At 65.0% G+C, this 18,532-nt stretch carries 25 protein-coding genes and 1 tRNA gene; 8 read left to right on the forward strand and 18 right to left on the reverse strand.

The features are described 5' to 3' along the window. The first annotated feature begins 38 nt into the window (after positions 1-38). From ACF8LI_RS02060 to ACF8LI_RS02090, 7 genes are read left to right on the forward strand one after another with little or no spacing between them, the layout of a single operon-like run. Positions 39-1,712: a TIGR04028 family ABC transporter substrate-binding protein gene (locus ACF8LI_RS02060; RefSeq protein WP_392411891.1), complete on the forward strand. Its 1,674-nt coding sequence runs from the start codon at positions 39-41 to the stop codon at positions 1,710-1,712. 28 nt (positions 1,713-1,740) lie between these two features. Continuing rightward, entirely contained in the window at positions 1,741-2,688 is a 948-nt protein-coding gene (locus ACF8LI_RS02065; protein WP_012202987.1) for an ABC transporter permease, read from the forward strand. Beyond that, complete coding sequence (locus tag ACF8LI_RS02070; RefSeq protein WP_252653280.1) at positions 2,685-3,641, forward strand: ABC transporter permease; 957 nt, start codon at positions 2,685-2,687, stop codon at positions 3,639-3,641. Before ACF8LI_RS02065 ends, ACF8LI_RS02070 begins: the two co-directional genes overlap by 4 nt. After that, on the forward strand, positions 3,638-5,329 hold the full coding sequence (locus tag ACF8LI_RS02075) for an ABC transporter ATP-binding protein (protein ID WP_199960541.1): 1,692 nt from the start codon (positions 3,638-3,640) through the stop codon (positions 5,327-5,329). Before ACF8LI_RS02070 ends, ACF8LI_RS02075 begins: the two co-directional genes overlap by 4 nt. Beyond that, positions 5,310-6,422 carry a putative FMN-dependent luciferase-like monooxygenase gene (locus ACF8LI_RS02080; RefSeq protein WP_392411893.1) on the forward strand — a complete coding sequence of 371 codons (1,113 nt, stop codon included), beginning with the start codon at positions 5,310-5,312 and terminating at the stop codon, positions 6,420-6,422. The genes ACF8LI_RS02075 and ACF8LI_RS02080 overlap by 20 nt, the downstream gene beginning before the upstream one ends. Beyond that, positions 6,419-7,114: a CMD domain protein gene (locus ACF8LI_RS02085; protein WP_392411895.1), complete on the forward strand. Its 696-nt coding sequence runs from the start codon at positions 6,419-6,421 to the stop codon at positions 7,112-7,114. Before ACF8LI_RS02080 ends, ACF8LI_RS02085 begins: the two co-directional genes overlap by 4 nt. Continuing rightward, positions 7,111-7,698, forward strand: a complete 588-nt coding sequence (locus ACF8LI_RS02090) for an alkylhydroperoxidase domain protein (RefSeq protein WP_016449182.1) — start codon at positions 7,111-7,113, stop codon at positions 7,696-7,698. Before ACF8LI_RS02085 ends, ACF8LI_RS02090 begins: the two co-directional genes overlap by 4 nt. A gap of 12 nt (positions 7,699-7,710) precedes the next feature. On the opposite strand, the gene ACF8LI_RS02095 is transcribed toward ACF8LI_RS02090, so the two are convergent. Further along, positions 7,711-9,216: a DASS family sodium-coupled anion symporter gene (locus tag ACF8LI_RS02095; RefSeq protein ID WP_392411897.1), complete on the reverse strand. Its 1,506-nt coding sequence runs from the start codon at positions 9,214-9,216 to the stop codon at positions 7,711-7,713. A gap of 294 nt (positions 9,217-9,510) precedes the next feature. On the opposite strand from ACF8LI_RS02095, the gene ACF8LI_RS02100 reads away from it, so the two are divergent. Continuing rightward, the gene (locus ACF8LI_RS02100; RefSeq protein ID WP_016449180.1) at positions 9,511-9,828 is read left to right on the forward strand and encodes a hypothetical protein; all 318 of its coding nucleotides are present in this window, start codon (positions 9,511-9,513) and stop codon (positions 9,826-9,828) included. A gap of 82 nt (positions 9,829-9,910) precedes the next feature. On the opposite strand, the gene ACF8LI_RS02105 is transcribed toward ACF8LI_RS02100, so the two are convergent. The 17 genes from ACF8LI_RS02105 to rplX form a co-directional block, all read right to left on the reverse strand. Further along, positions 9,911-9,987: transfer RNA gene (locus ACF8LI_RS02105), tRNA-Met, on the reverse strand. A 21-nt stretch (positions 9,988-10,008) separates the two neighbouring features. Then, the gene (gene rplQ / locus ACF8LI_RS02110; RefSeq protein ID WP_012202979.1) at positions 10,009-10,401 is read right to left on the reverse strand and encodes a 50S ribosomal protein L17; all 393 of its coding nucleotides are present in this window, start codon (positions 10,399-10,401) and stop codon (positions 10,009-10,011) included. Between the two features lie 186 nt (positions 10,402-10,587). Further along, positions 10,588-11,586: a DNA-directed RNA polymerase subunit alpha gene (locus ACF8LI_RS02115; protein ID WP_012202978.1), complete on the reverse strand. Its 999-nt coding sequence runs from the start codon at positions 11,584-11,586 to the stop codon at positions 10,588-10,590. A gap of 112 nt (positions 11,587-11,698) precedes the next feature. Continuing rightward, complete coding sequence (gene rpsD / locus ACF8LI_RS02120; protein ID WP_012202977.1) at positions 11,699-12,322, reverse strand: 30S ribosomal protein S4; 624 nt, start codon at positions 12,320-12,322, stop codon at positions 11,699-11,701. A gap of 90 nt (positions 12,323-12,412) precedes the next feature. Beyond that, complete coding sequence (gene rpsK, locus ACF8LI_RS02125) at positions 12,413-12,817, reverse strand: 30S ribosomal protein S11 (protein ID WP_012202976.1); 405 nt, start codon at positions 12,815-12,817, stop codon at positions 12,413-12,415. An 18-nt stretch (positions 12,818-12,835) separates the two neighbouring features. Next, positions 12,836-13,201, reverse strand: a complete 366-nt coding sequence (gene rpsM / locus ACF8LI_RS02130; protein WP_012202975.1) for a 30S ribosomal protein S13 — start codon at positions 13,199-13,201, stop codon at positions 12,836-12,838. A gap of 22 nt (positions 13,202-13,223) precedes the next feature. Continuing rightward, positions 13,224-13,337: a 50S ribosomal protein L36 gene (rpmJ, locus tag ACF8LI_RS02135; RefSeq protein ID WP_003050535.1), complete on the reverse strand. Its 114-nt coding sequence runs from the start codon at positions 13,335-13,337 to the stop codon at positions 13,224-13,226. Between the two features lie 132 nt (positions 13,338-13,469). Beyond that, on the reverse strand, positions 13,470-14,789 hold the full coding sequence (secY, locus tag ACF8LI_RS02140) for a preprotein translocase subunit SecY (RefSeq protein ID WP_012202974.1): 1,320 nt from the start codon (positions 14,787-14,789) through the stop codon (positions 13,470-13,472). A 24-nt stretch (positions 14,790-14,813) separates the two neighbouring features. After that, a complete protein-coding gene (rplO, locus tag ACF8LI_RS02145) occupies positions 14,814-15,245 on the reverse strand; it encodes a 50S ribosomal protein L15 (RefSeq protein WP_016449179.1) in 432 nt (143 codons plus the stop codon). Positions 15,246-15,256: 11 nt separating this feature from the next. Beyond that, complete coding sequence (gene rpmD, locus ACF8LI_RS02150) at positions 15,257-15,439, reverse strand: 50S ribosomal protein L30 (RefSeq protein ID WP_012202972.1); 183 nt, start codon at positions 15,437-15,439, stop codon at positions 15,257-15,259. 14 nt (positions 15,440-15,453) lie between these two features. Then, positions 15,454-15,975, reverse strand: a complete 522-nt coding sequence (gene rpsE / locus ACF8LI_RS02155; RefSeq protein WP_016449178.1) for a 30S ribosomal protein S5 — start codon at positions 15,973-15,975, stop codon at positions 15,454-15,456. Positions 15,976-15,990: 15 nt separating this feature from the next. Further along, entirely contained in the window at positions 15,991-16,356 is a 366-nt protein-coding gene (rplR, locus tag ACF8LI_RS02160; RefSeq protein ID WP_012202970.1) for a 50S ribosomal protein L18, read from the reverse strand. 11 nt (positions 16,357-16,367) lie between these two features. Next, positions 16,368-16,901 carry a 50S ribosomal protein L6 gene (gene rplF / locus ACF8LI_RS02165; RefSeq protein WP_016449177.1) on the reverse strand — a complete coding sequence of 178 codons (534 nt, stop codon included), beginning with the start codon at positions 16,899-16,901 and terminating at the stop codon, positions 16,368-16,370. Positions 16,902-16,925: 24 nt separating this feature from the next. Continuing rightward, positions 16,926-17,321: a 30S ribosomal protein S8 gene (gene rpsH / locus ACF8LI_RS02170; RefSeq protein ID WP_016449176.1), complete on the reverse strand. Its 396-nt coding sequence runs from the start codon at positions 17,319-17,321 to the stop codon at positions 16,926-16,928. 20 nt (positions 17,322-17,341) lie between these two features. Continuing rightward, entirely contained in the window at positions 17,342-17,647 is a 306-nt protein-coding gene (gene rpsN, locus ACF8LI_RS02175) for a 30S ribosomal protein S14 (RefSeq protein ID WP_012202967.1), read from the reverse strand. An 8-nt stretch (positions 17,648-17,655) separates the two neighbouring features. After that, the gene (gene rplE / locus ACF8LI_RS02180) at positions 17,656-18,195 is read right to left on the reverse strand and encodes a 50S ribosomal protein L5 (protein ID WP_016449175.1); all 540 of its coding nucleotides are present in this window, start codon (positions 18,193-18,195) and stop codon (positions 17,656-17,658) included. Positions 18,196-18,205: 10 nt separating this feature from the next. Beyond that, positions 18,206-18,526, reverse strand: a complete 321-nt coding sequence (gene rplX, locus ACF8LI_RS02185) for a 50S ribosomal protein L24 (RefSeq protein WP_016449174.1) — start codon at positions 18,524-18,526, stop codon at positions 18,206-18,208. Between the last annotated feature and the right edge of the window lie 6 nt (positions 18,527-18,532).

The following is an 18,532-nucleotide window of genomic DNA, read 5'->3' on the forward strand; positions in this document are numbered from 1 at the left end:
CTTGTTTTTCAGCGCCCCAGCGGCGGCGAGGTACGAACGTGTTTTCCCAATCGAAGGCGGGTCAGGTGGCATGGAAGGCCGCGATAGCGGTATTGGCGGGCAGCAGCCTGCTGCTGGCGGCGTGCTCCAGGCAGGCCGATACGGCCCAGGCAGGCGCGGCTGCTGGGCCCGTGGAAGGCGGCACCCTGGTCTACCTGGAGCAGCAGGCCCATACCAACCTCTATCCGCCGGCCGGAGGCTTCTATCCCAACGGCGGCGTGCTCAACCAGATCACCGACAAGCTGACCTACCAGGACCCGAAGACGCTGGAGATCCAGCCCTGGATCGCCGAGTCCTGGACCGTGAATGCCGACGCCACCGAGTACCGCTTCAAGCTGCGCCCCGGCGTGACCTTCTCCGACGGCACGCCGCTGGACGCAGCGGCCGTGGCGCGCAACTTCGACACCTATGGCCTGGGCAACAAGGCGCTCAAGCAGCCCGTGTCCGAGGTGATCAACAACTACGAGCGCAGCGAAGTGGTCGATCCGCTGACGGTGAAGTTCTTCTTCAGGAAGCCTTCGCCGGGCTTCCTGCAGGGCACCTCGGTGATCGGCTCGGGCCTGGTCTCGCCGGCCACGCTGGACCGCCCCTTCGAGGAGCTGGGCGACGCCACGCGCATCATCGGCTCCGGCCCCTTCGTGGTGGCCAGCGAGACGCTGGGCAAGGAGCTGGTGCTCAAGGTGCGCAAGGACTACGCCTGGGGTCCCGCCAAGCTGGCCCACCAGGGCCGCGCGCGGCTGGACGAGGTGAAGTTCATCGTTACGCCCGAGGACAGCGTGCGCATCGGCGCGCTGCTGGCCGGCCAGGCCGGGCTGATCCGCCAGATCCAGGCCTATGACGAAAAGCGCGTCGAGGACCAGAAGTTCAGCATCTACGCCCCTCCCACGCGCGGCGTGAACAACAGCGTGGCCATCCGCCCCGACAACGCCCTGGTGGCCGATCTGAAGGTACGCCAGGCCCTGCTGCACGGCACCAATGCCAAGGAGATCGTGGAGACGCTGTTCTCGCCGCGCTATCCGCAGGCGCGCTCGGTGATTGCCTCCACGGCGGCCGGCTTCGTGGACCTGTCGGCCAAGCTGGCCTATGACGAGGCCAAGGCGAAACAGCTGCTGGACGAGGCCGGCTGGACGCTGGGCGCCAACGGCCTGCGCCAGAAGGACGGCCGCGATTTCGTGCTCTCCACCTACGAGTCCCTGCCCCAGCCGCAGAACAAGGAGACGCTGCAGCTGGTGGCCCAGCAGTGGGCCCGCCTGGGCATCAAGCTCAACGTGCTGTCGGGCGACGCGGGCAGCCGCGCGGTGGACACGCTGGACCCCGACAAGACCGGCGTGCTGCCCGGCATGGTGGGCCGCGCCGATCCCGACGTGATCAAGAGCAACTACTACCCGACCAACCGCAACGTGCTGCTGCAAAAGGGCGGCGTGAGCCAGAAGGTCAAGTCCTTCGAGGACGCCAGGCTCAACGGCCTGTTCGACGCCATCGCGGCCGAGACCGATGCCGCCAGGCGCCTGGCGCTGGCCGGCGAAGTGCAGAACTACCTGATCGACCAGGCCTATGTGATCCCCATCTTCGAGGAACCCCAGGCCTTTGCGGGCGCAGGCTGGGTGCGCGACGTGGGCTTCGAGGCCGTGGGCCGGCCCAGCTTCTACAGCACCTGGCTGGCCAGGCGCTGACCGGATCGCACCCTGAGGAACCGCTCCCATGCCGCGCCGCTATCTGCTCAGCCGCATCGCACAGGCCGCCCTGGTGCTGTGGGCGGCCTTCACGGTCTCGTTCATCCTGCTGCAGCTGCTGCCGGGCGACGCCGTGCTGATCAAGTTTCTGAACCCCGAGCTGGGCCTGGGCCCGCAGGAGATTGCCGACATCCGCGCGGCCTACGGCTCGGACCAGCCCGTGTGGCAGCAGTACCTGCACACGCTGGGCCAGTTCCTCACGGGCCATTTCGGCTATTCGCTGCAGGCCGGCGTGCCGGTGAGCCAGGGCCTGGCCACCAGCCTGCCGCCCACGCTCAAGCTCGCGGCCCTGGGCTTTGCCGCAGCCGCGCTGCTGGCCGTGGCGCTGGCGGCGGCTGCCAGCCTGGCGCCCTTTGCCTGGCTGCGCAACGCGCTGTATTCGCTGCCTTCGGTCTTTGTCTCGGTACCCGTGTTCTGGCTGGGGATCATGCTGATCCAGGTGGTGTCGTTCCGCCTGGGCTGGATCGCCGTGATCAATCCCGGCCCCTGGGAAGGACTGGTGCTGCCCACGCTGACCCTGGCCGTGCCGATCTCGGCGCCGCTGGCCCAGGTGCTGCTGCGCAATATCGACGCCGTGCTGGCCCAGCCCTTCGTGGCCGTGGCGCGGGCCAAGGGCGCCTCGCGCCGCTGGGTGCTGCTGCGCCATGTGGCACGCAATGCCCTGCTGCCCACGCTGACCATTGCCGGCGTGCTGTTCGGCGAGCTGCTGGCCGGCGCCGTGGTGACGGAGGCCGTGTTCGGCCTCAATGGCCTGGGCACGCTGACCCAGCAGGCCGTGGGCAACCAGGACACGGCCGTGCTCCAGGCCGTGGTGGTCGTCTCGGCCGCCGCCTTCGTCCTCATCAACCTCGCCGTGGATCTGCTGTACCCGCTGCTTGATCCGCGCCTGCGCCATTCCGTGGAGAACCGGCCATGAACACTGCCGTCTCAAGCGCTCTTTCCCCGGCCCTGGATGCCCAGGCCGCGCCCGCCACTCCTACTCCCATTCCCACGGCGCTGCCAGCGTCGTCCCTGGCCCCTGCGCCAGCCGCCCCGCACCGCAGCTTCGCCTTGCCGGCCCGCCTGCAATCCCTGAAGCGCCTGCCACCCACGCTGGCCCTGGCCTGGCTGGTGATTGCCGTGGCCGCGCTGTGGGCGCTGGCGCCCGGCTGGTTTGCCCACCAGAACCCGATCGCGGGCCAGGCCGGCCAGCAGTTGCTGGCGCCCAGCGCCGCGCACTGGCTGGGCACGGACGCGCTGGGGCGCGACCTGTGGGCGCGCGTGGTGCATGGCGCCGTGCATTCGCTGTCGGGCGCCTTCGTGGCCGTGGGCGTGGGCCTGGCCGTGGGCACGCTGATCGGCCTGCTGGCCGGGGCCACGGGCGGGCGCACGGAAGATGCGCTGATGCGCCTGGTCGATGTGCTGCTGGCCGTGCCTTCGCTGCTGCTGTCGCTGACCATCATCATCGTGCTGGGCTTTGGCACCATCAACGCGGCCATTGCCGTGGGCGTGGTCTCGGTGGCCAGCTTCGCGCGCCTGGTGCGCTCGGAGGTGGTGCGCGTGCGCCGCTCCGACTACGTGGAGGCCGCCTTTGGCAGCGGCGGGCGCTTTGCCGCCGTGCTGTGGCGCCATGTGCTGCCCAACTCGCTGACCTCGGTCATCGCCATGGCGGCGCTGCAGTTCGGCTCGGCGATCCTTGCGATTTCCACCCTGGGTTTTCTGGGCTACGGCGCGCCGCCGCCCACGCCCGAATGGGGGCTGCTGATCGCCGAGGGCCGCAACTACATCGCCACCGCCTGGTGGCTGACCACGGCGCCGGGCCTGATCGTGGTGGCCGTGGTGCTGGCGGCCAACCGCATCGCCACGGCCTTCGCACGGAGGCCTGCATGAGCGCCGCCATCGAGGAACGCATCCACGCCGCACCAGCGGTGGCAACGACCGCTCCCGTGCTCGAAGTGCAGGACCTGGCCGTGGCCTACCGCGATGCCGCAGGCCAGGCGCAGCGCGTGGTGCACGGCGTGTCGTTTTCCGTGGCGCCGGGCGAGGTGGTGGCCCTGGTCGGCGAATCGGGCTCGGGCAAGACCACCACGGCCCAGGCCGTGATCGGCCTTTTGGCCGACAACGGCCACCGCGAGCACGGCAGCATCCGCCTGCAGGGCACCGAGGTCTCGGGCTGGCCGGCCGCACGCTGGAACGCCATCCGCGGCCGCGTGGTCAGCCTGGTGCCGCAAGACCCCACCATGTCGCTGAACCCCGTGCGCACGGTGGGCGACCAGGTGGGCGAGATCCTGCGCATCCACGGACTGCGCGACCGCACGGCCGTGCAGGCGCGCGTGCTGGAGCTGCTGGCCCGCGTGGGCCTGTCCCAGCCCGCGCTGCGCGCACGCCAGTATCCGCACGAACTGTCGGGCGGCATGCGCCAGCGCGTGCTGATCGCCATTGCGATTGCGCTGCGGCCCGCCCTCATCATTGCCGACGAGCCCACCAGCGCGCTGGACGTGACCGTGCAGCGGCGCATCCTGGACCTGATCGACGCGCTGCGCCGCGAGACCGGCACGGCCGTGCTGCTGGTCACGCATGACCTGGGCGTGGCGGCCGACCGCTCGCACCGCCTGGTCGTCATGCAGGGCGGCCGCATCCAGGAGCAGGGCCCCACGCTGGAGCTGCTGCGCAATCCGCAAAGCGCCTATACGCGGCGGCTGCTGGCCGATGCGCCTTCGCTGGCGCCCGCGCCGCGCCGCACGCCCAGGCCCGCCACGGCCGATGACTGGGCCATCGAAGTCGAGGACCTGGTGCACGAGTTCGCGGCGCCCGGCCATGCCTCGGCCCACGGGCGCGGCATCTTCCGCGCCGTGGACGGCGTGTCGCTGCGCGTGCGCCGGGGCAGCACACATGCCATCGTGGGCGAGTCGGGCTCGGGCAAGACCACTACCATCCGCGCCATCGTGGGCCTGGGCCGGCCCACGGCGGGCCGCATCCGCATCGAAGGCACCGAGGTCACGGGCCTGCGCGGCGAGGCCCTGCGCCAGCTGCGCCGCCGCGTGCAGCTGGTCTACCAGAACCCGTTCAGTTCTCTGGACCCGCGCCAGAGCGTGTTCGACATCATCGAGGAGCCCCTGCTGAACTTCGACCCGCTGCCGGCCGATGAGCGCCGCCGGCGCGTGCACGACATGCTGGAGCGCGTGGGCCTGCCGGCCGCCGTGCTGCAGCGGCGCCCGCATGCGCTGTCGGGCGGCCAGCGCCAGCGCGTGGCGATTGCGCGCGCCCTGGTGCTGCAGCCGCAGGTGCTGGTGCTGGACGAGGCCGTATCGGCCCTGGACGTGACGGTGCAGGCGCAGATCCTGGCCCTGCTCGCCCAGCTGCAGCAGGACCTGGGGCTGACCTATCTCTTCATCTCGCACGACCTTGCCGTGGTGCGCCAGATCGCCGACACGGTATCGGTGCTGCGCGCGGGCCGGGTGGTGGACGCGGGCAGCGTGGAGGAGGTGTTCCAGCGCCCCACCAGCGACTACACACGCGAACTCATGGACGCCATTCCCGGCAAAAGGAGCATTGATTTTGTCCCTCACCCCGCCTGATACCAACCGTGGCCACGGCTCCCGCACCGGCCCGCGCCTGGGCTTCTTCAGCCGCCTGCTCGACGATGCGCCGGCCGGCGAGCGCTACCGCCTGGTGGCCGAGCAGATCGCCCATGCCGAGGCCCAGGGCTTCGACTCGGCCTGGGTAGCCCAGCACCATTTCCATGAAAGCGAGGGCGGCCTGCCCTCGCCCTTCGTCTTCCTGGCCCATGTGGCGGCGCGCACGCGGCGCATCCGCATCGGAACGGGCGTGATCACGCTGCCGCTGGAAAACGCGCTGCGCGTGGCCGAGGATGCGGCCGTGCTGGACCTGCTGACCGGCGGCCGCCTGGAAGTGGGCCTGGGCACGGGCGGCACGGCCGAATCCTTCGAGGCCTTTGGCGTGCAGGGCGCCGAGCGCGGCGCCGTCTTCGCGCGCAACTTCGGCGTGCTGCAGGACGCCTGGGCCGGGCGCGCGCTGGCCGGTGGCGTGCACCTGTACCCGGCCGCGCCGCAGCTGCTGGAGCGCGTCTGGCAGGCCACGTTCTCGGCCGAGGGCGGCGCGCGGGCCGGGGCCAACGGCGACGGCCTGATGCTGTCGCGCACCCAGCCACGGCCCGAAGGCGCGCCGCAGGCCACGCTGTCCGAGATCCAGAACCCCATCATCGACGCCTACCTCGCCCGCCTGCCCGCAGGGCGGGCGCCGCGCATCCTGGGCTCGCGCACGCTGTTCGTTGCCGACCGCCGAGACGAGGCGCTGCGCTGGGCCGAGGCCGGCCTGCGCCGCGTGGCCCGGCGCCATGCCGCCCAGCCCTCGCAGTGGGCGGCCCGCGTCGATCCACAGGCGCCGCTGACCGATCTCATCGCCGCCTACGACGTGCATGTGGGCACGCCCGACGAGGTCATCGCCTCGCTGCGCGCCGACACGGCGCTGGCGCGCGTGAGCGACATCGTCTTCCAGGTGCATTCCATCGACCCGCCGCACGACGCCATCCTGCGCTCCATCGAGCTGACGGCCGCCCATGTGGCACCAGCCCTGGGCTGGCGCCGTGCAGATCTGCAGGCACCCTCTTCCCTCCCCGCAGCCCGGGCCGGACTGCTGCAAGCCGCATGACCATGAACACCACCGTACAGCCCCGTTTTCCGGACGACGTCATCGACCACCTCGCCGGCATCACCCCCGGCAGCGCCCTGGACCGCGTGCGCCGCCACCGCACCGAGGCGCGCACGCAGGCCCAGCAGAGTTTTGCCGCCCTGTTCACGCCCGCCGAGCCCGTGCCCGGCACGGTCTCGCTGCGCGAGCGGCTGGCCCTGGCCGCCTTCACGGCCGGGCTGCATGGCGAGCCGCGCAGCGCCGCCTTCTATGCGAAGGCGCTGGCGGCCGAAGATGCGGAACTGGCTGTCGCCGTGGCATCCGAAGTCGTGCGGGGCCGTGCACAAAGCCTTCAGCCCGGCAGCGGCCCGCACGGGCCGTACGGCCGCTACCCGGCAGGCCCGCTGAGCCGCGAGGACCAGAGCGGCCCCGCCTATGCCGTGGACCCGGCCCATGCCGCGCTGCTGGGCGCGCGCCTGGCCGCGGCGCTGGCCCATGCCCACCTGCTGGCCTACCACCCGCGCGACGCCAGCGCCGGGGCCCTGCAGGCGCTGCAACAGGCGGGCTGGAGCGAGACGGACATCGTCATCGTGTCCCAGCTGGCGTCCTTCCTGTCCTTCCAGATCCGCGTGGTGGCGGGGCTGCGCGTGCTGGCTGCACGCCCCGCGCCCCCGGCCGCCCATCAACCCACCACCCTGCAAGCCCAGCCATGACCTCAACGAACTCCGCCGCTCCCCAGGTCTTCACCCAGGAACAGCTCGACTGGCTGCCATGGATTGAGCCGCTGGACGAAAGCGAGCTGACCGAACGCCACCATGCAGGCCTGGTCGATGCCTCACGCGCGCAGTCGCCCTACTTCCGCCTGCTGGCGCGCGACCCCGACACGCTGGGCGCACGCACGCGCACCGACAAGGACATCTTCTACAACCCCGACGCCGGCCTGCCGCGTGCCGAGCGGGAGCTGGCGGCCGCTGCCACCTCGCGCGCCAATGGCTGCATCTACTGCGCCTCGGTCCATGCGCGCTTTGCCACGCACTTCTCGCGCCGGGGCGGCGACGTGCAGCGCCTGCTCGACGAAGGCCCGGGCACGGACCTGGGGCCGCGCTGGAACGCCATCGTCACGGCGGCCGTGGCGCTGACCCAGACGCCGCCTGCGCTGGAGCCCGCCCACATTGATGCGCTGCGCGCCGCCGGCCTGGACGATGCCGCCATCTCCGATGTGCTGCACGGCACGGCCTTCTTCAACTGGGCCAACCGGCTCATGCTGTCGCTGGGCGAGCCACGGACCACCGCATGAGGGCTTTCGCCCTCACCACAGGCCCAGCAGCTTCCACCAGGCGCTGCCGAGCACGGCAAAGACCAGCAGCTCGATCACGCACATGGCCGCGCCCACGCGCCACCAGTTGCCCAGCGTGACATAGCCGCTGCCGAAGATGATGGGCGAAGTGCCGGTGGCGTAGTGGGTCAGCGTCATCATGATGGCCGAGCCGGCCGTCATCATCAGCATGAAGGGCACGACATAGTCGGCAGGAATCAGCTGGGCGCCCACGGTCAGGAAGGCCAGCATCATGGCGCTGATGTGGGCCGTGGTGCTGGCGAACAGGTAGTGCGAGAACACGAACACGCCCACCAGGATTGCCGCCACCGGCAGCCAGTCCAGGCCGCTGGCGACGATGGCGTTCTTCATCCCCACCGCGAACCAGGACACCACGCCGAGCTTGTTGAGCTGCTCGGCCAGCATGACCAGGGCGCCGAACCACACCAGCGTGTCCCAGGCGCTTTTCTCGGACAGCACGTCATCCCAGTCGATGGTGCCCGTGATGATCAGCACGAACAGGCCCAGGAAGGCGACCACCGTCGGGTCCAGCGTGAAGGCAGGCCCGAACAGCATCTGCGGCACGTTGGCCCACAGCAGCAGCATCAGGCCGAAGGTGCCCAGCATCACGCGCTCCTTGCCCGACAGCGGCCCCATGCGTGCCATCTCGCTGCGCGCGTACTCCACGGCATTGGGCGTGGCCTTGAGTTCGGGAGGCGACAGAAGGTAGATCACCAGCGGCATCAGCAGCAGGCACAGCAGGCCCGGCAGCAGCATGTACAGCGCCCAGGTGGTCCAGCTCAGGTGCAGCGCCTGGCCCGTGGCCTTGGCCACGAAGTCCACCACCAGCGGATTGGGCGCCGTGGCAGTCAGGAACATGGCCGACGTGATGGGATTGGCGTGGTAGTTGACCAGGGCCAGATAGGTGCCCACCTTGCCCTGCGTACCCTTGGCCGGGTCCGACTCGAAGGCATTGGCGATGGACTTCATGATGGGGTGCACGATACCGCCGCCGCGCGCCGTGTTGCTGGGCGTGAACGGTGCCAGCACCAGCTCGCAGATCGCCAGGCCGTAGCCGATGCCGATGGTCCGCTTGCCCAGCAGCGCGATGAACATCAGTCCGATGCGGTTGCCCAGCCCCGTCTTCTTGAGGCCGCGCGAGATCAGGATGGCCACCACGATCAACCAGATCAGCGGGCTGGAAAAGCTGCTCAGCGCATCGGTGACTGCGCCCTTGGACGAGCCTGACGTGACCTGGGACAGCGAGACGATCACGATGGCCATCAAGGCCATCACGCCAATGGGCATGACCTTGAGAATGATGGCCACGATGGTGGTCAGGAAAATGGCCACCAGCTGCCAGCCCTTGGGCGTCAGCCCCTCGGGCACGGGCACCAGCAGCAGCCCGAACAGCACGGCGGTGGCGATCAGCGCCGGCACCAGCCGGAACGGCACGGCCGACTTGAAGTAGCGGAACAGCGAGGCAATCTTCTCGAGCATGTGGATCCTTTGCGTTGCCGGAGCGGCGCCGAGAGAGCATGGCCTGCCGGGAGCAAAAGCCCACCAGCCTGCACGGGCACTGGCGGCCGCGCCGCATGACTGACATCATGATGCAGTGCAGCATGAGCCCGGCTTCCAGCGGGCGCCTGCGCCACCGAAGTTTGACAGGCATCAAGGCCGGGCCAGTAAACCTGGCGACCCAGGCCACCGAGCCCCGCTCACATGACAGCATCCCCAGACCGGGAGCCTTTCGCCCCGGTGTACCCATGCAGTGAAAAAAGGAGAAAAGCCGACATGCCAGCCAACCGATTCTTGCCCGAGGAATGGGAATGCCGGCTCCAGGAGATCGACCTGGAGATCGCCCGCCACGCCGTCATCTGCAAGATCCCGCTGCTGCAGGCCGGCGTGGTGGAGCGCGTGCTGGCCGATGACGCCAGCGTCTGCGGCGGCGACCACGAGGCCGCTTTCAAGACCCTGCGCGGCCTCTTGTACATGCACTACACCGAGCTGCTGCACATCAGCGAGGTGCTCAGCCCCGATGCCGCCCAGGAAATCGCCCACCGCGTGCGCCTGCGGCTGGGCCAGCGCATCGGCAACCAGCTGGGCGGCTGATGCCGGGCTGTCTGCCTGGCCTTTGCCCTGGCGCGAGGGCATGAAAAAAGGGCTACGACAGTTGTCGTAGCCCTTTTCAATTTGGTTGCGCGAGAAGGATTTGAACCTCCGACCTTTGGGTTATGAGCCCAACGAGCTACCAGACTGCTCCATCGCGCGGTATTCTAAAATTATAGCAGATTATTCAGCTGCCTTGGCTTCGGCGGCGCCTTCTTCAGCGCGCTCGACCAGTTCCACGAAGGCCATGGGGGCGTTGTCGCCCACGCGGAAGCCCATCTTCAGGATACGGGTGTAGCCACCAGGACGCTTTGCGAAGCGGGGGCCCAGCTCGTTGAAGAGCTTGGTCACGCTGTCGCGGTCGCGCAGGCGGTCGAATGCCAGGCGGCGGTTGGCAACGGTGTCGACCTTGGCCAGGGTGATCATGGGCTCGATCACGCGGCGCAGTTCCTTGGCCTTGGGAACGGTGGTCTTGATGGCTTCGTGCTCGATGAGCGAATTCATCATGTTCTTCAGCATCGCCAGGCGGTGCGAAGAGGTGCGATTGAGTTTGCGGAGGCCGTGACCGTGACGCATGGTGCTTTATTCCTAAAATATGTAATTAGGGCTTGCGCAAACAAGGATACAAGCCTGGACCCGTTACCGGATCTGCAGCTTGCCTCAACCGAATTTGCGCAAGTTGTTGATTAATTCGGGCAGCCGTATCAGGTACTGCCCGAGGCACTGAGGCTCTCCAAAAAGGAGAGCCCGCAATTATAGTGCTTAGCGCTTTTCCAGGCCAGCAGGCGGCCAGTTCTCCAGCTTCATGCCCAGCGTCAGACCGCGGGAAGCCAGGACTTCCTTGATCTCGTTGAGCGACTTGCGACCCAGGTTGGGGGTCTTGAGCAGCTCGTTTTCGGTACGCTGGATCAGGTCGCCGATGTAGTAGATGTTCTCTGCCTTGAGGCAGTTGGCCGAACGCACGGTGAGTTCCAGCTCGTCCACGGGACGCAGCAAGATGGGATCAAAGGCGGTTGCGGCACCACGGCCACCGGCCGGAGCATCGAAGACGCTGGCGATATCGCCGCCGTCCAGCTGAGCGAACACGGCGAGCTGTTCCACCAGGATCTTGGCGGAGGCGCGCACGGCGTCCTCGGCAGTGATCGCACCATTGGTTTCGATCTCCACCACCAGCTTGTCGAGGTCGGTGCGTTGTTCAACGCGGGCCGATTCGACGGCGTAGCTCACGCGCTTGACGGGCGAGAACGAAGCGTCCAGCACGATACGGCCGATCGACTTCGTGGACTCGTCGCCATAGCGGCGCACGTTGCCGGGCACATAGCCGCGGCCCTTCTCGACCTTGATCTGCATGTCCAGCTTGCCGCCTTGCGACAGGTTGGCGATGACATGATCAGGGTTGATGATTTCCACGTCGTGGGGCGTCTGGATGTCGCGCGCCGTCACGACGCCTTCGCCATCCTTGCGCAGGGAGAGCGTGACCTCGTCGCGGTTGTGCAGCTTGAACACCACACCCTTGAGGTTCAGCAGGATGTTGACCACATCTTCCTGGACACCGTCAATGGACGAGTACTCGTGCAACACACCAGCAATCGTCACTTCCGTCGCTGCGTAACCCACCATGGACGAGAGCAGGACACGGCGCAGGGCATTGCCCAGCGTATGGCCGTAGCCACGCTCAAACGGCTCCAGAACAACTTTGGCGCGATTGTGGCCAAGCTGCTCGACATTGATCGTCTTGGGCTTCAGCAAATTGGTTTGCATGCAGACTTCCTCTCAATACCCCCGGCTCGTTACACCGGTAAGGCTGGTGAAGCACCCCAGCGCGATGCCTCGCGGCTGGGGGACGGTTTTACAGAAATGTCGCTGCGCGGAATTAACGCGAGTACAACTCAACGATCAGGGATTCGTTGATGTCTGCACCGAACTCGTCGCGGTCAGGCGACTTCTTGAACGTGCCTTCAGCCTTGTCGGCCGACACTTCCACCCATGCGGGGAAACCGACTTGACCAGCCAGTTGCAGGGCTTCGACGATGCGGGCCTGCTTCTTGGACTTTTCACGCACGGCGACCACGTCACCCACCTTCACCATGTAGGAAGGGATGTTGACGGATTGGCCGTTGACCGTGATGGCCTTGTGCGACACCAGCTGACGCGCTTCCGAGCGGGTCGAGCCGAAGCCCATGCGGTACACCACGTTGTCCAGACGCGACTCCAGCAGCGACAGCAGATTGGCACCGGTGTTGCCCTTCTTCTTGTCGGCGGCTTCGAAGTAGCGGCGGAATTGCTTTTCCAGCACGCCGTACATGCGCTTGACCTTCTGCTTTTCACGCAGCTGCAGGCCGAAGTCGGAAGTACGCTGACCGGAAGTGCGGCCGTGCTGACCGGGCTTGGTGTCGAACTTGGACTTGTCGGCGATCGAGCGACGTGCGCTCTTCAGGAACAGGTCAGTGCCTTCACGGCGGGAGAGTTTGGCCTTGGGGCCGATATAGCGTGCCACTTGATTTCCTTTGTGTCATCTGCCGTGCACAAGCACGGGAGCCGCCCGCGATGTTACACATCTGGGCGGCGGTGGGCTTGGTGAAAAAGCTTAGATACGACGGCGCTTTTGAGGGCGGCAGCCGTTGTGGGGAACCGGCGTCACGTCCGCGATGGAAGTGATGCGGATGCCCAGGGCGCCCAGGGCGCGAACCGAGGATTCACGGCCGGGACCGGGACCCTTGATTTCGACGTCCAGGTTCTTGATGCCCTGTTCGATGGCAGCACGACCAGCCACTTCCGAAGCCACCTGGGCAGCGAAGGGAGTCGACTTGCGCGAACCCTTGAAGCCCTGGCCACCCGACGAGGCCCACGACAGAGCGTTGCCTTGGCGGTCGGTGATGGTGATGATCGTGTTGTTGAACGAAGCGTGCACGTGGGCAATGCCGTCCGAAATGTTCTTACGGACTTTCTTGCGAACGCGCTGTGCAGCGTTGTTTGCGGGAGACTTAGCCATAGTGATCTTTCAATCTCTTTATTTCTTCAAAGCCGCGGCACCCTTGCGCGGACCCTTGCGGGTACGTGCATTCGTGCGGGTACGCTGACCACGCATGGGCAGGCCACGACGATGACGGAAACCGCGATAGCAACCGATGTCCATCAAACGCTTGATGTTCATCGTTGTTTCGCGACGCAGATCACCTTCCAGCGTCAGGGAAGTCAGCTGATCGCGGATCTTTTCCAGATCGCCGTCAGTCAGTTCCTTGATTTTCTTGGAATATGCGATGCCAGCGGCTTCGCAGATCTTGCGTGCAGTGGTGCGACCGATCCCATAGATAGCGGTCAGGCCGATTTCAGCGTGCTGATGCGGCGGGATGTTAATGCCAGCGATACGTGCCATTATTCGTCCTCAAACTTTCCTATCAACCCTGGCGCTGCTTGTGGCGCTGGTCCGTGCAGATCACTCGCACCACACCCTTGCGGCGGATGATCTTGCAGTTACGGCAGATTTTTTTGACCGAAGCCGAAACTCTCATTTCATTCTCCTAAAACTCTACATCCGTTACGGCCTATCGACCGGGAAACATGCCCGCGATGGATAGATCGAATGGGCGTCTACTAACTCTTACTGGACCCGCCGGCACCGCCGGCCAGGCCCATCACTTAGTTCAATTGCCAAGTGTCGCTTTGAAGTTCGCCTTTTTGAGGAGCGATTCGTACTGTTGCGACATCATGTAGTTCTGCACCTGGGCCATGAAGTCCATGGTCACCACCACAATAATCAGCAGTGATGTACCACCGAAGTAGAACGGGACGTTGTACTTCAGGATCAGGAACTCGGGCAACAAGCACACGAATGTGATGTACACCGCACCAGCCAGGGTCAGGCGAACCAGGATCTTGTCAATGTAGCGGGCCGTCTGGTCACCGGGACGGATCCCGGGGATGAAGGCACCACTCTTCTTCAGGTTGTCGGCGGTTTCCCGGCTGTTGAACACCAGGGCCGTGTAGAAGAAGCAGAAGAAGATGATGGCGGTGGCGTAGAGCATCACATAGATCGGCTGACCGGGGGTCAGCGTGCTAGCAATGTCCTTCAGCCAGCGCATGGATTCCCCTGCACTGAACCAGTTCACAACGGTCGCCGGCAGCAAGATGATCGAGGAAGCGAAGATGGGAGGAATGACCCCCGCCATGTTCAGCTTCAGCGGCAAGTGCGAAGACTGACCGCCATACACCTTGTTACCCACCTGACGACGCGCATAGTTCACCAGGATCTTGCGCTGTCCCCGCTCGACAAACACGACGAAGTACGTCACGGCTGCCACCACGAGAACGATGAAGATCGCGGCCAGGATGCTCATGGCACCGGTGCGCACCAGCTCCAGCAGACCACCGATGGAGCTCGGCAGACCTGCGGCGATACCTCCAAAGATGAGGATCGAGATGCCGTTGCCCAGACCACGTTCCGTGATCTGTTCACCGAGCCACATCAGGAACATGGTGCCGGCCGTCAGGCTGACCACCGCCGTGAGGCGGAAGCCGAAACCGGGGCTCAGAACCAGACCTGCGGAGCTTTCCAGAGCCACGGCAATTCCCAGGGACTGAAAAATCGCCAGGCCCAGAGTGCCATAGCGGGTGTACTGGGTGATCTTGCGACGACCCGATTCACCTTCCTTTTTCAGCTGCTCGAATGTAGGGACCACGTAGGTCATGAGCTGCATGATGATCGATGCCGAGATGTACGGCATGATCCCCAGTGCGAACACCGTGAAGCGCGACAGCGCCCCACCCGAGAACATGTTGAACAGATTGAGAATGCCGCCCTGCTGGCCATTGAACAGCTGCTGCAGCTGCGCTGGATCGATGCCCGGCACGGGGATATGAGCCCCGATGCGGTAAACGACCAGCGCGAGCAACAGAAAAACCAGACGGCGGCGAAGATCGCCGAATTTTCCGGTTTTTGCAATTTGAGCTGCGCTAGTAGCCACGGATGTCTTCTTTCAGATCATTAATCAGGCGATGCTGCCGCCGGCAGCTTCGATGGCAGCCTTGGCGCCGGCGGTAGCGCCGATGCCGTTGAGCTTGACAGCCTTGCTGATTTCACCGCTCTTGATGATCTTGACCACCTTTGCGATTTCACCAACCAGACCGGCTTGCTTCAGAGCTGCCAGATCGACTTCGGCCAGGCCCAGCTGTTCCAGAGCGGACAGGGTCACTTCTGCGTTGAACTTCAGCAGATGCGACTTGAAGCCACGCTTGGGCAGACGGCGCTGCAGAGGCATTTGACCGCCTTCGAAGCCCACCTTGTGGTAGCCACCCGAACGCGACTTCTGGCCCTTGTGACCACGGCCGGCAGTCTTGCCCAGGCCGGAGCCGATGCCGCGGCCGACACGGCGCTTGGCATGCTTGGCACCTGCTGCAGGCTTGATGCTATTGAGTTCCATCATCAATCCTTTCAGAGGACTTTGACCAGATAGCTGATCTTGTTGATCATGCCGCGCACAGCAGGCGTGTCCTGCAGTTCGCTGATGCTATTCAGCTTGCGCAGGCCCAGGCCACGGACGGTGGCGCGGTGCGATTCCTTGGTGCCAATGGGGCTGCGCACCAGTTGCACCTTCACGGTTTGTTGCGTTGTCATGTGATTGACTCCGATCAGGCGGTGAAGATGTCTTCAACCGACTTGCCGCGCTTGGCTGCCACTTCCGAAGGGGTCGTGGAGTTCTTCAGAGCGTCAAAAGTCGCGCGGACCATGTTGTAGGGATTCGACGAGCCATGGCTCTTGGCCACGATGTCGGTGATGCCCAGCACTTCGAAGACGGCGCGCATCGGGCCGCCGGCGATGATGCCGGTACCCTTGGGAGCGGGGTTCAGCATCACGGATGCTGCGCCATGCTGACCCATCACGGTGTGATGGATCGAGCCGTTCTTCAGGGACACCTTGATCATGTTGCGACGGGATTCTTCCATCGCCTTTTGCACGGCTGCAGGCACTTCCTTGGACTTGCCCTTGCCCATGCCAACACGGCCATCACCGTCGCCAACCACGGTCAGTGCAGCGAAGCCGAGGATACGACCGCCCTTCACAACCTTGGTGACGCGGTTCACCGCGATCATTTTTTCGCGCAGACCGTCGTCACGACCTTCGTCTTGCACCTTGGGAGAAAACTTTGCCATTTCTATCCGCTCCGCTTAGAACTGCAGGCCGGCTTCACGAGCGGCTTCTGCCAAAGCCTTCACGCGGCCGTGGTATGCGAAACCAGCGCGATCGAAAGCCACTTTCTCCACGCCTGCAGCCTTGGCCTTCTCGGCAATGCGCTTGCCGATCAGCGTAGCGGCAGCCACGTTGCCACCCTTGCCGATGGCGCCCAGTTGGGTGCGCACTTCGGCTTCGGCAGTCGAGGCCGAAGCCAGCACCTTGGTGCCGTCTTCCGACACCACGCTTGCGTAGATGTGGAGGTTCGTACGGTTCACGCTCAGACGTGCCACGCCTTGCTGTGCAATGCGGATGCGGGTCTGGCGGGCACGACGGAGACGCTGCTCTTTCTTGGTCAACATAATGCAGCTCCTTACTTCTTCTTGGTCTCTTTGATCACGACCTTCTCATCCGAGTAACGGATGCCCTTGCCCTTGTAGGGCTCGGGAGGACGAACGGCACGGATCTCAGCAGCCAGTTGGCCAACGGCCTGGCGGTCAGCACCCTTGACCACGATTTCCGTGGGCGTGGGGGTGGCAACAGTGATGCCGGCCGGCATTTCGAAGTTCACCGGGTGCGAATAGCCGATCGCGAGGTTCAGCTTGGCGCCAGAGGCCGAAGCCTTGAAGCCCACGCCGACCAGCGACAGCTTCTTCTCGAAGCCCTTGCTCACGCCCACCACCATGTTGTTCACCAGCTGACGCATGGTGCCGCTCATGGCGTTGGCTTCGCGCGAGTCGTTGACGGGCTCGAAAGACAGCTTGCCTTCGTTGTTGGAGATCTTCACCAGAACGTTCTGGGCCAGCGACAGCGTGCCGCCGGTGCCCTTCACATTGATCTGGTCAGCCTTGATGGACACATCCACGCCTGCGGGGATGGCCACGGGAGTCTTTGCTACGCGAGACATTTCAGTATTTCTCCTTAATGTCCGTTAGGCCACGTAGCACAGCACTTCGCCGCCCACGCCGGTGGCGCGTGCCTTGCGATCCGTCATCACGCCCTTGGGAGTGGTGACGATGGCCACGCCCAGACCGTTCATGACCTGGGGGATTGCGTCGCGGCCCTTGTACACGCGCAGGCCGGGACGGCTCACGCGCTCGATGCGCTCGATCACCGGACGGCCGGCGTAGTACTTCAGGGTAATTTCGAGTTCGGACTTGCCAGCGTCGGTCTTCACTTGGAAGCCGTCGATGTAGCCTTCATCCTTCAGCACCTGGGCGATGGCAACCTTGACCTTGGAGGAAGGAGCCGTCACGGTGGTCTTGGAGACCATTTGTGCATTGCGGATGCGGGTCAGCAAGTCAGCGATGGGATCACTCATGCTCATGTTTAATCTCTCCTGCTTGCTTACCAGCTGGCCTTGGTGACACCGGGGATGTCGCCAGCGAAGGCCAGTTCACGGATCTTGGCGCGGCCCAGACCGAATTGACGGAAGGTGCCACGGGGACGACCCGTGATCTCGCAGCGGTTGCGCTGGCGAGTGGGGTTCGCGTTACGGGGCAGCTTCTGCAGGCCCAGGCGAGCGGCGTCGCGCTCTTCGTCGCTGCGCTTTGCGTCAGCGGCGATTGCCTTCAGTTCTGCGTACTTGGCAGCGTACTTGGCCGCCAGCTTTTCGCGCTTGAGTTCGCGCTGAATCAATGCAACTTTAGCCATGCGCCACCTCAGTTCTTGAAGGGGAAACGGAAAGCGGCGAGCAGTGCCTTGCACTCGTCGTCGGTCTTTGCCGTAGTCGTGATGCTGATGTTCAGACCACGCAGAGCGTCCACCTTGTCGTACTCGATTTCGGGGAAGATGATCTGTTCCTTGACGCCGACGTTGTAGTTGCCGCGACCGTCGAACGAACGGCCGGAGATACCACGGAAGTCACGCACGCGGGGCAGAGCCACGGTGACGAAACGATCCAGGAATTCATACATCTGAACGCCACGCAGGGTCACCATGCAGCCGATGGCCTGGCCTTCGCGGATCTTGAAGCCGGCGATAGCCTTCTTGGCCTTGGTCACCACGGGCTTCTGACCAGCAATCTTGGTCAGGTCGGCCACGGCGTTGTCCATCACCTTCTTGTCGGCCACGGCTTCGCTCACACCCATGTTCAGGGTGATCTTGGTCAGGCGGGGCACTTCCATGGTGGAGGTGTAGCCGAACTTTTCCTTCAGTTCAGCCGCGATCTTTTCGCGATACAGTTTTTGCAGTCGTGCCATGTGTTACCCCTTAGGCCGCCTTGATTTCGGCGCCGTTGGACTTGAACACGCGAACGCGCGTGCCGTCGGCTTGCACCTTGATGCCCACGCGATCGGCCTTGCCGGTCGCTGCATTGAAGATGGCCACGTTGGATTGGTGGATAGGCATGGCCTTTTCCACGATGCCGCCGGTGGTGCCCTTCATGGGGTTCGGCTTGACGTGCTTCTTCACCAGGTTGATGCCGTCGATCAGCAGGTGGGAGTCGTCCTTGCGAGCCGAGACCACGCCTTGCTTGCCCTTGTCACGGCCGGTCAGCACGATGACTTGGTCGCCCTTGCGAATCTTGTTCATGGTGCT

The sequence above is a fragment of the Delftia sp. WSY_12 genome (genome assembly GCF_043104645.1).
Lineage (GTDB): Bacteria > Pseudomonadota > Gammaproteobacteria > Burkholderiales > Burkholderiaceae_C > Comamonas > Comamonas tsuruhatensis.

Bases quoted from the DNA above. Each gene is read 5' to 3' on its own strand.
- ACF8LI_RS02065 (WP_012202987.1), top strand. From the start codon at position 1,741: ATGCCGCGCCGCTATCTGCTCAGCCGCATCGCACAGGCCGCCCTGGTG.
- ACF8LI_RS02070 (WP_252653280.1), top strand. From the start codon at position 2,685: ATGAACACTGCCGTCTCAAGCGCTCTTTCCCCGGCCCTGGATGCCCAG.
- ACF8LI_RS02075 (WP_199960541.1), top strand. From the start codon at position 3,638: ATGAGCGCCGCCATCGAGGAACGCATCCACGCCGCACCAGCGGTGGCA.
- ACF8LI_RS02085 (WP_392411895.1), top strand. From the start codon at position 6,419: ATGACCATGAACACCACCGTACAGCCCCGTTTTCCGGACGACGTCATC.
- ACF8LI_RS02090 (WP_016449182.1), top strand. From the start codon at position 7,111: ATGACCTCAACGAACTCCGCCGCTCCCCAGGTCTTCACCCAGGAACAG.
- ACF8LI_RS02095 (WP_392411897.1), bottom strand. From the start codon at position 9,216: ATGCTCGAGAAGATTGCCTCGCTGTTCCGCTACTTCAAGTCGGCCGTG.
- ACF8LI_RS02100 (WP_016449180.1), top strand. From the start codon at position 9,511: ATGCCAGCCAACCGATTCTTGCCCGAGGAATGGGAATGCCGGCTCCAG.
- rplQ (WP_012202979.1), bottom strand. From the start codon at position 10,401: ATGCGTCACGGTCACGGCCTCCGCAAACTCAATCGCACCTCTTCGCAC.
- ACF8LI_RS02115 (WP_012202978.1), bottom strand. From the start codon at position 11,586: ATGCAAACCAATTTGCTGAAGCCCAAGACGATCAATGTCGAGCAGCTT.
- rpsK (WP_012202976.1), bottom strand. From the start codon at position 12,817: ATGGCTAAGTCTCCCGCAAACAACGCTGCACAGCGCGTTCGCAAGAAA.
- rpsM (WP_012202975.1), bottom strand. From the start codon at position 13,201: ATGGCACGTATCGCTGGCATTAACATCCCGCCGCATCAGCACGCTGAA.
- rpmJ (WP_003050535.1), bottom strand. From the start codon at position 13,337: ATGAGAGTTTCGGCTTCGGTCAAAAAAATCTGCCGTAACTGCAAGATC.
- rplO (WP_016449179.1), bottom strand. From the start codon at position 15,245: ATGGAACTCAATAGCATCAAGCCTGCAGCAGGTGCCAAGCATGCCAAG.
- rpmD (WP_012202972.1), bottom strand. From the start codon at position 15,439: ATGACAACGCAACAAACCGTGAAGGTGCAACTGGTGCGCAGCCCCATT.
- rpsE (WP_016449178.1), bottom strand. From the start codon at position 15,975: ATGGCAAAGTTTTCTCCCAAGGTGCAAGACGAAGGTCGTGACGACGGT.
- rplR (WP_012202970.1), bottom strand. From the start codon at position 16,356: ATGTTGACCAAGAAAGAGCAGCGTCTCCGTCGTGCCCGCCAGACCCGC.
- rplF (WP_016449177.1), bottom strand. From the start codon at position 16,901: ATGTCTCGCGTAGCAAAGACTCCCGTGGCCATCCCCGCAGGCGTGGAT.
- rpsH (WP_016449176.1), bottom strand. From the start codon at position 17,321: ATGAGCATGAGTGATCCCATCGCTGACTTGCTGACCCGCATCCGCAAT.
- rpsN (WP_012202967.1), bottom strand. From the start codon at position 17,647: ATGGCTAAAGTTGCATTGATTCAGCGCGAACTCAAGCGCGAAAAGCTG.
- rplE (WP_016449175.1), bottom strand. From the start codon at position 18,195: ATGGCACGACTGCAAAAACTGTATCGCGAAAAGATCGCGGCTGAACTG.
- rplX (WP_016449174.1), bottom strand. From the start codon at position 18,526: ATGAACAAGATTCGCAAGGGCGACCAAGTCATCGTGCTGACCGGCCGT.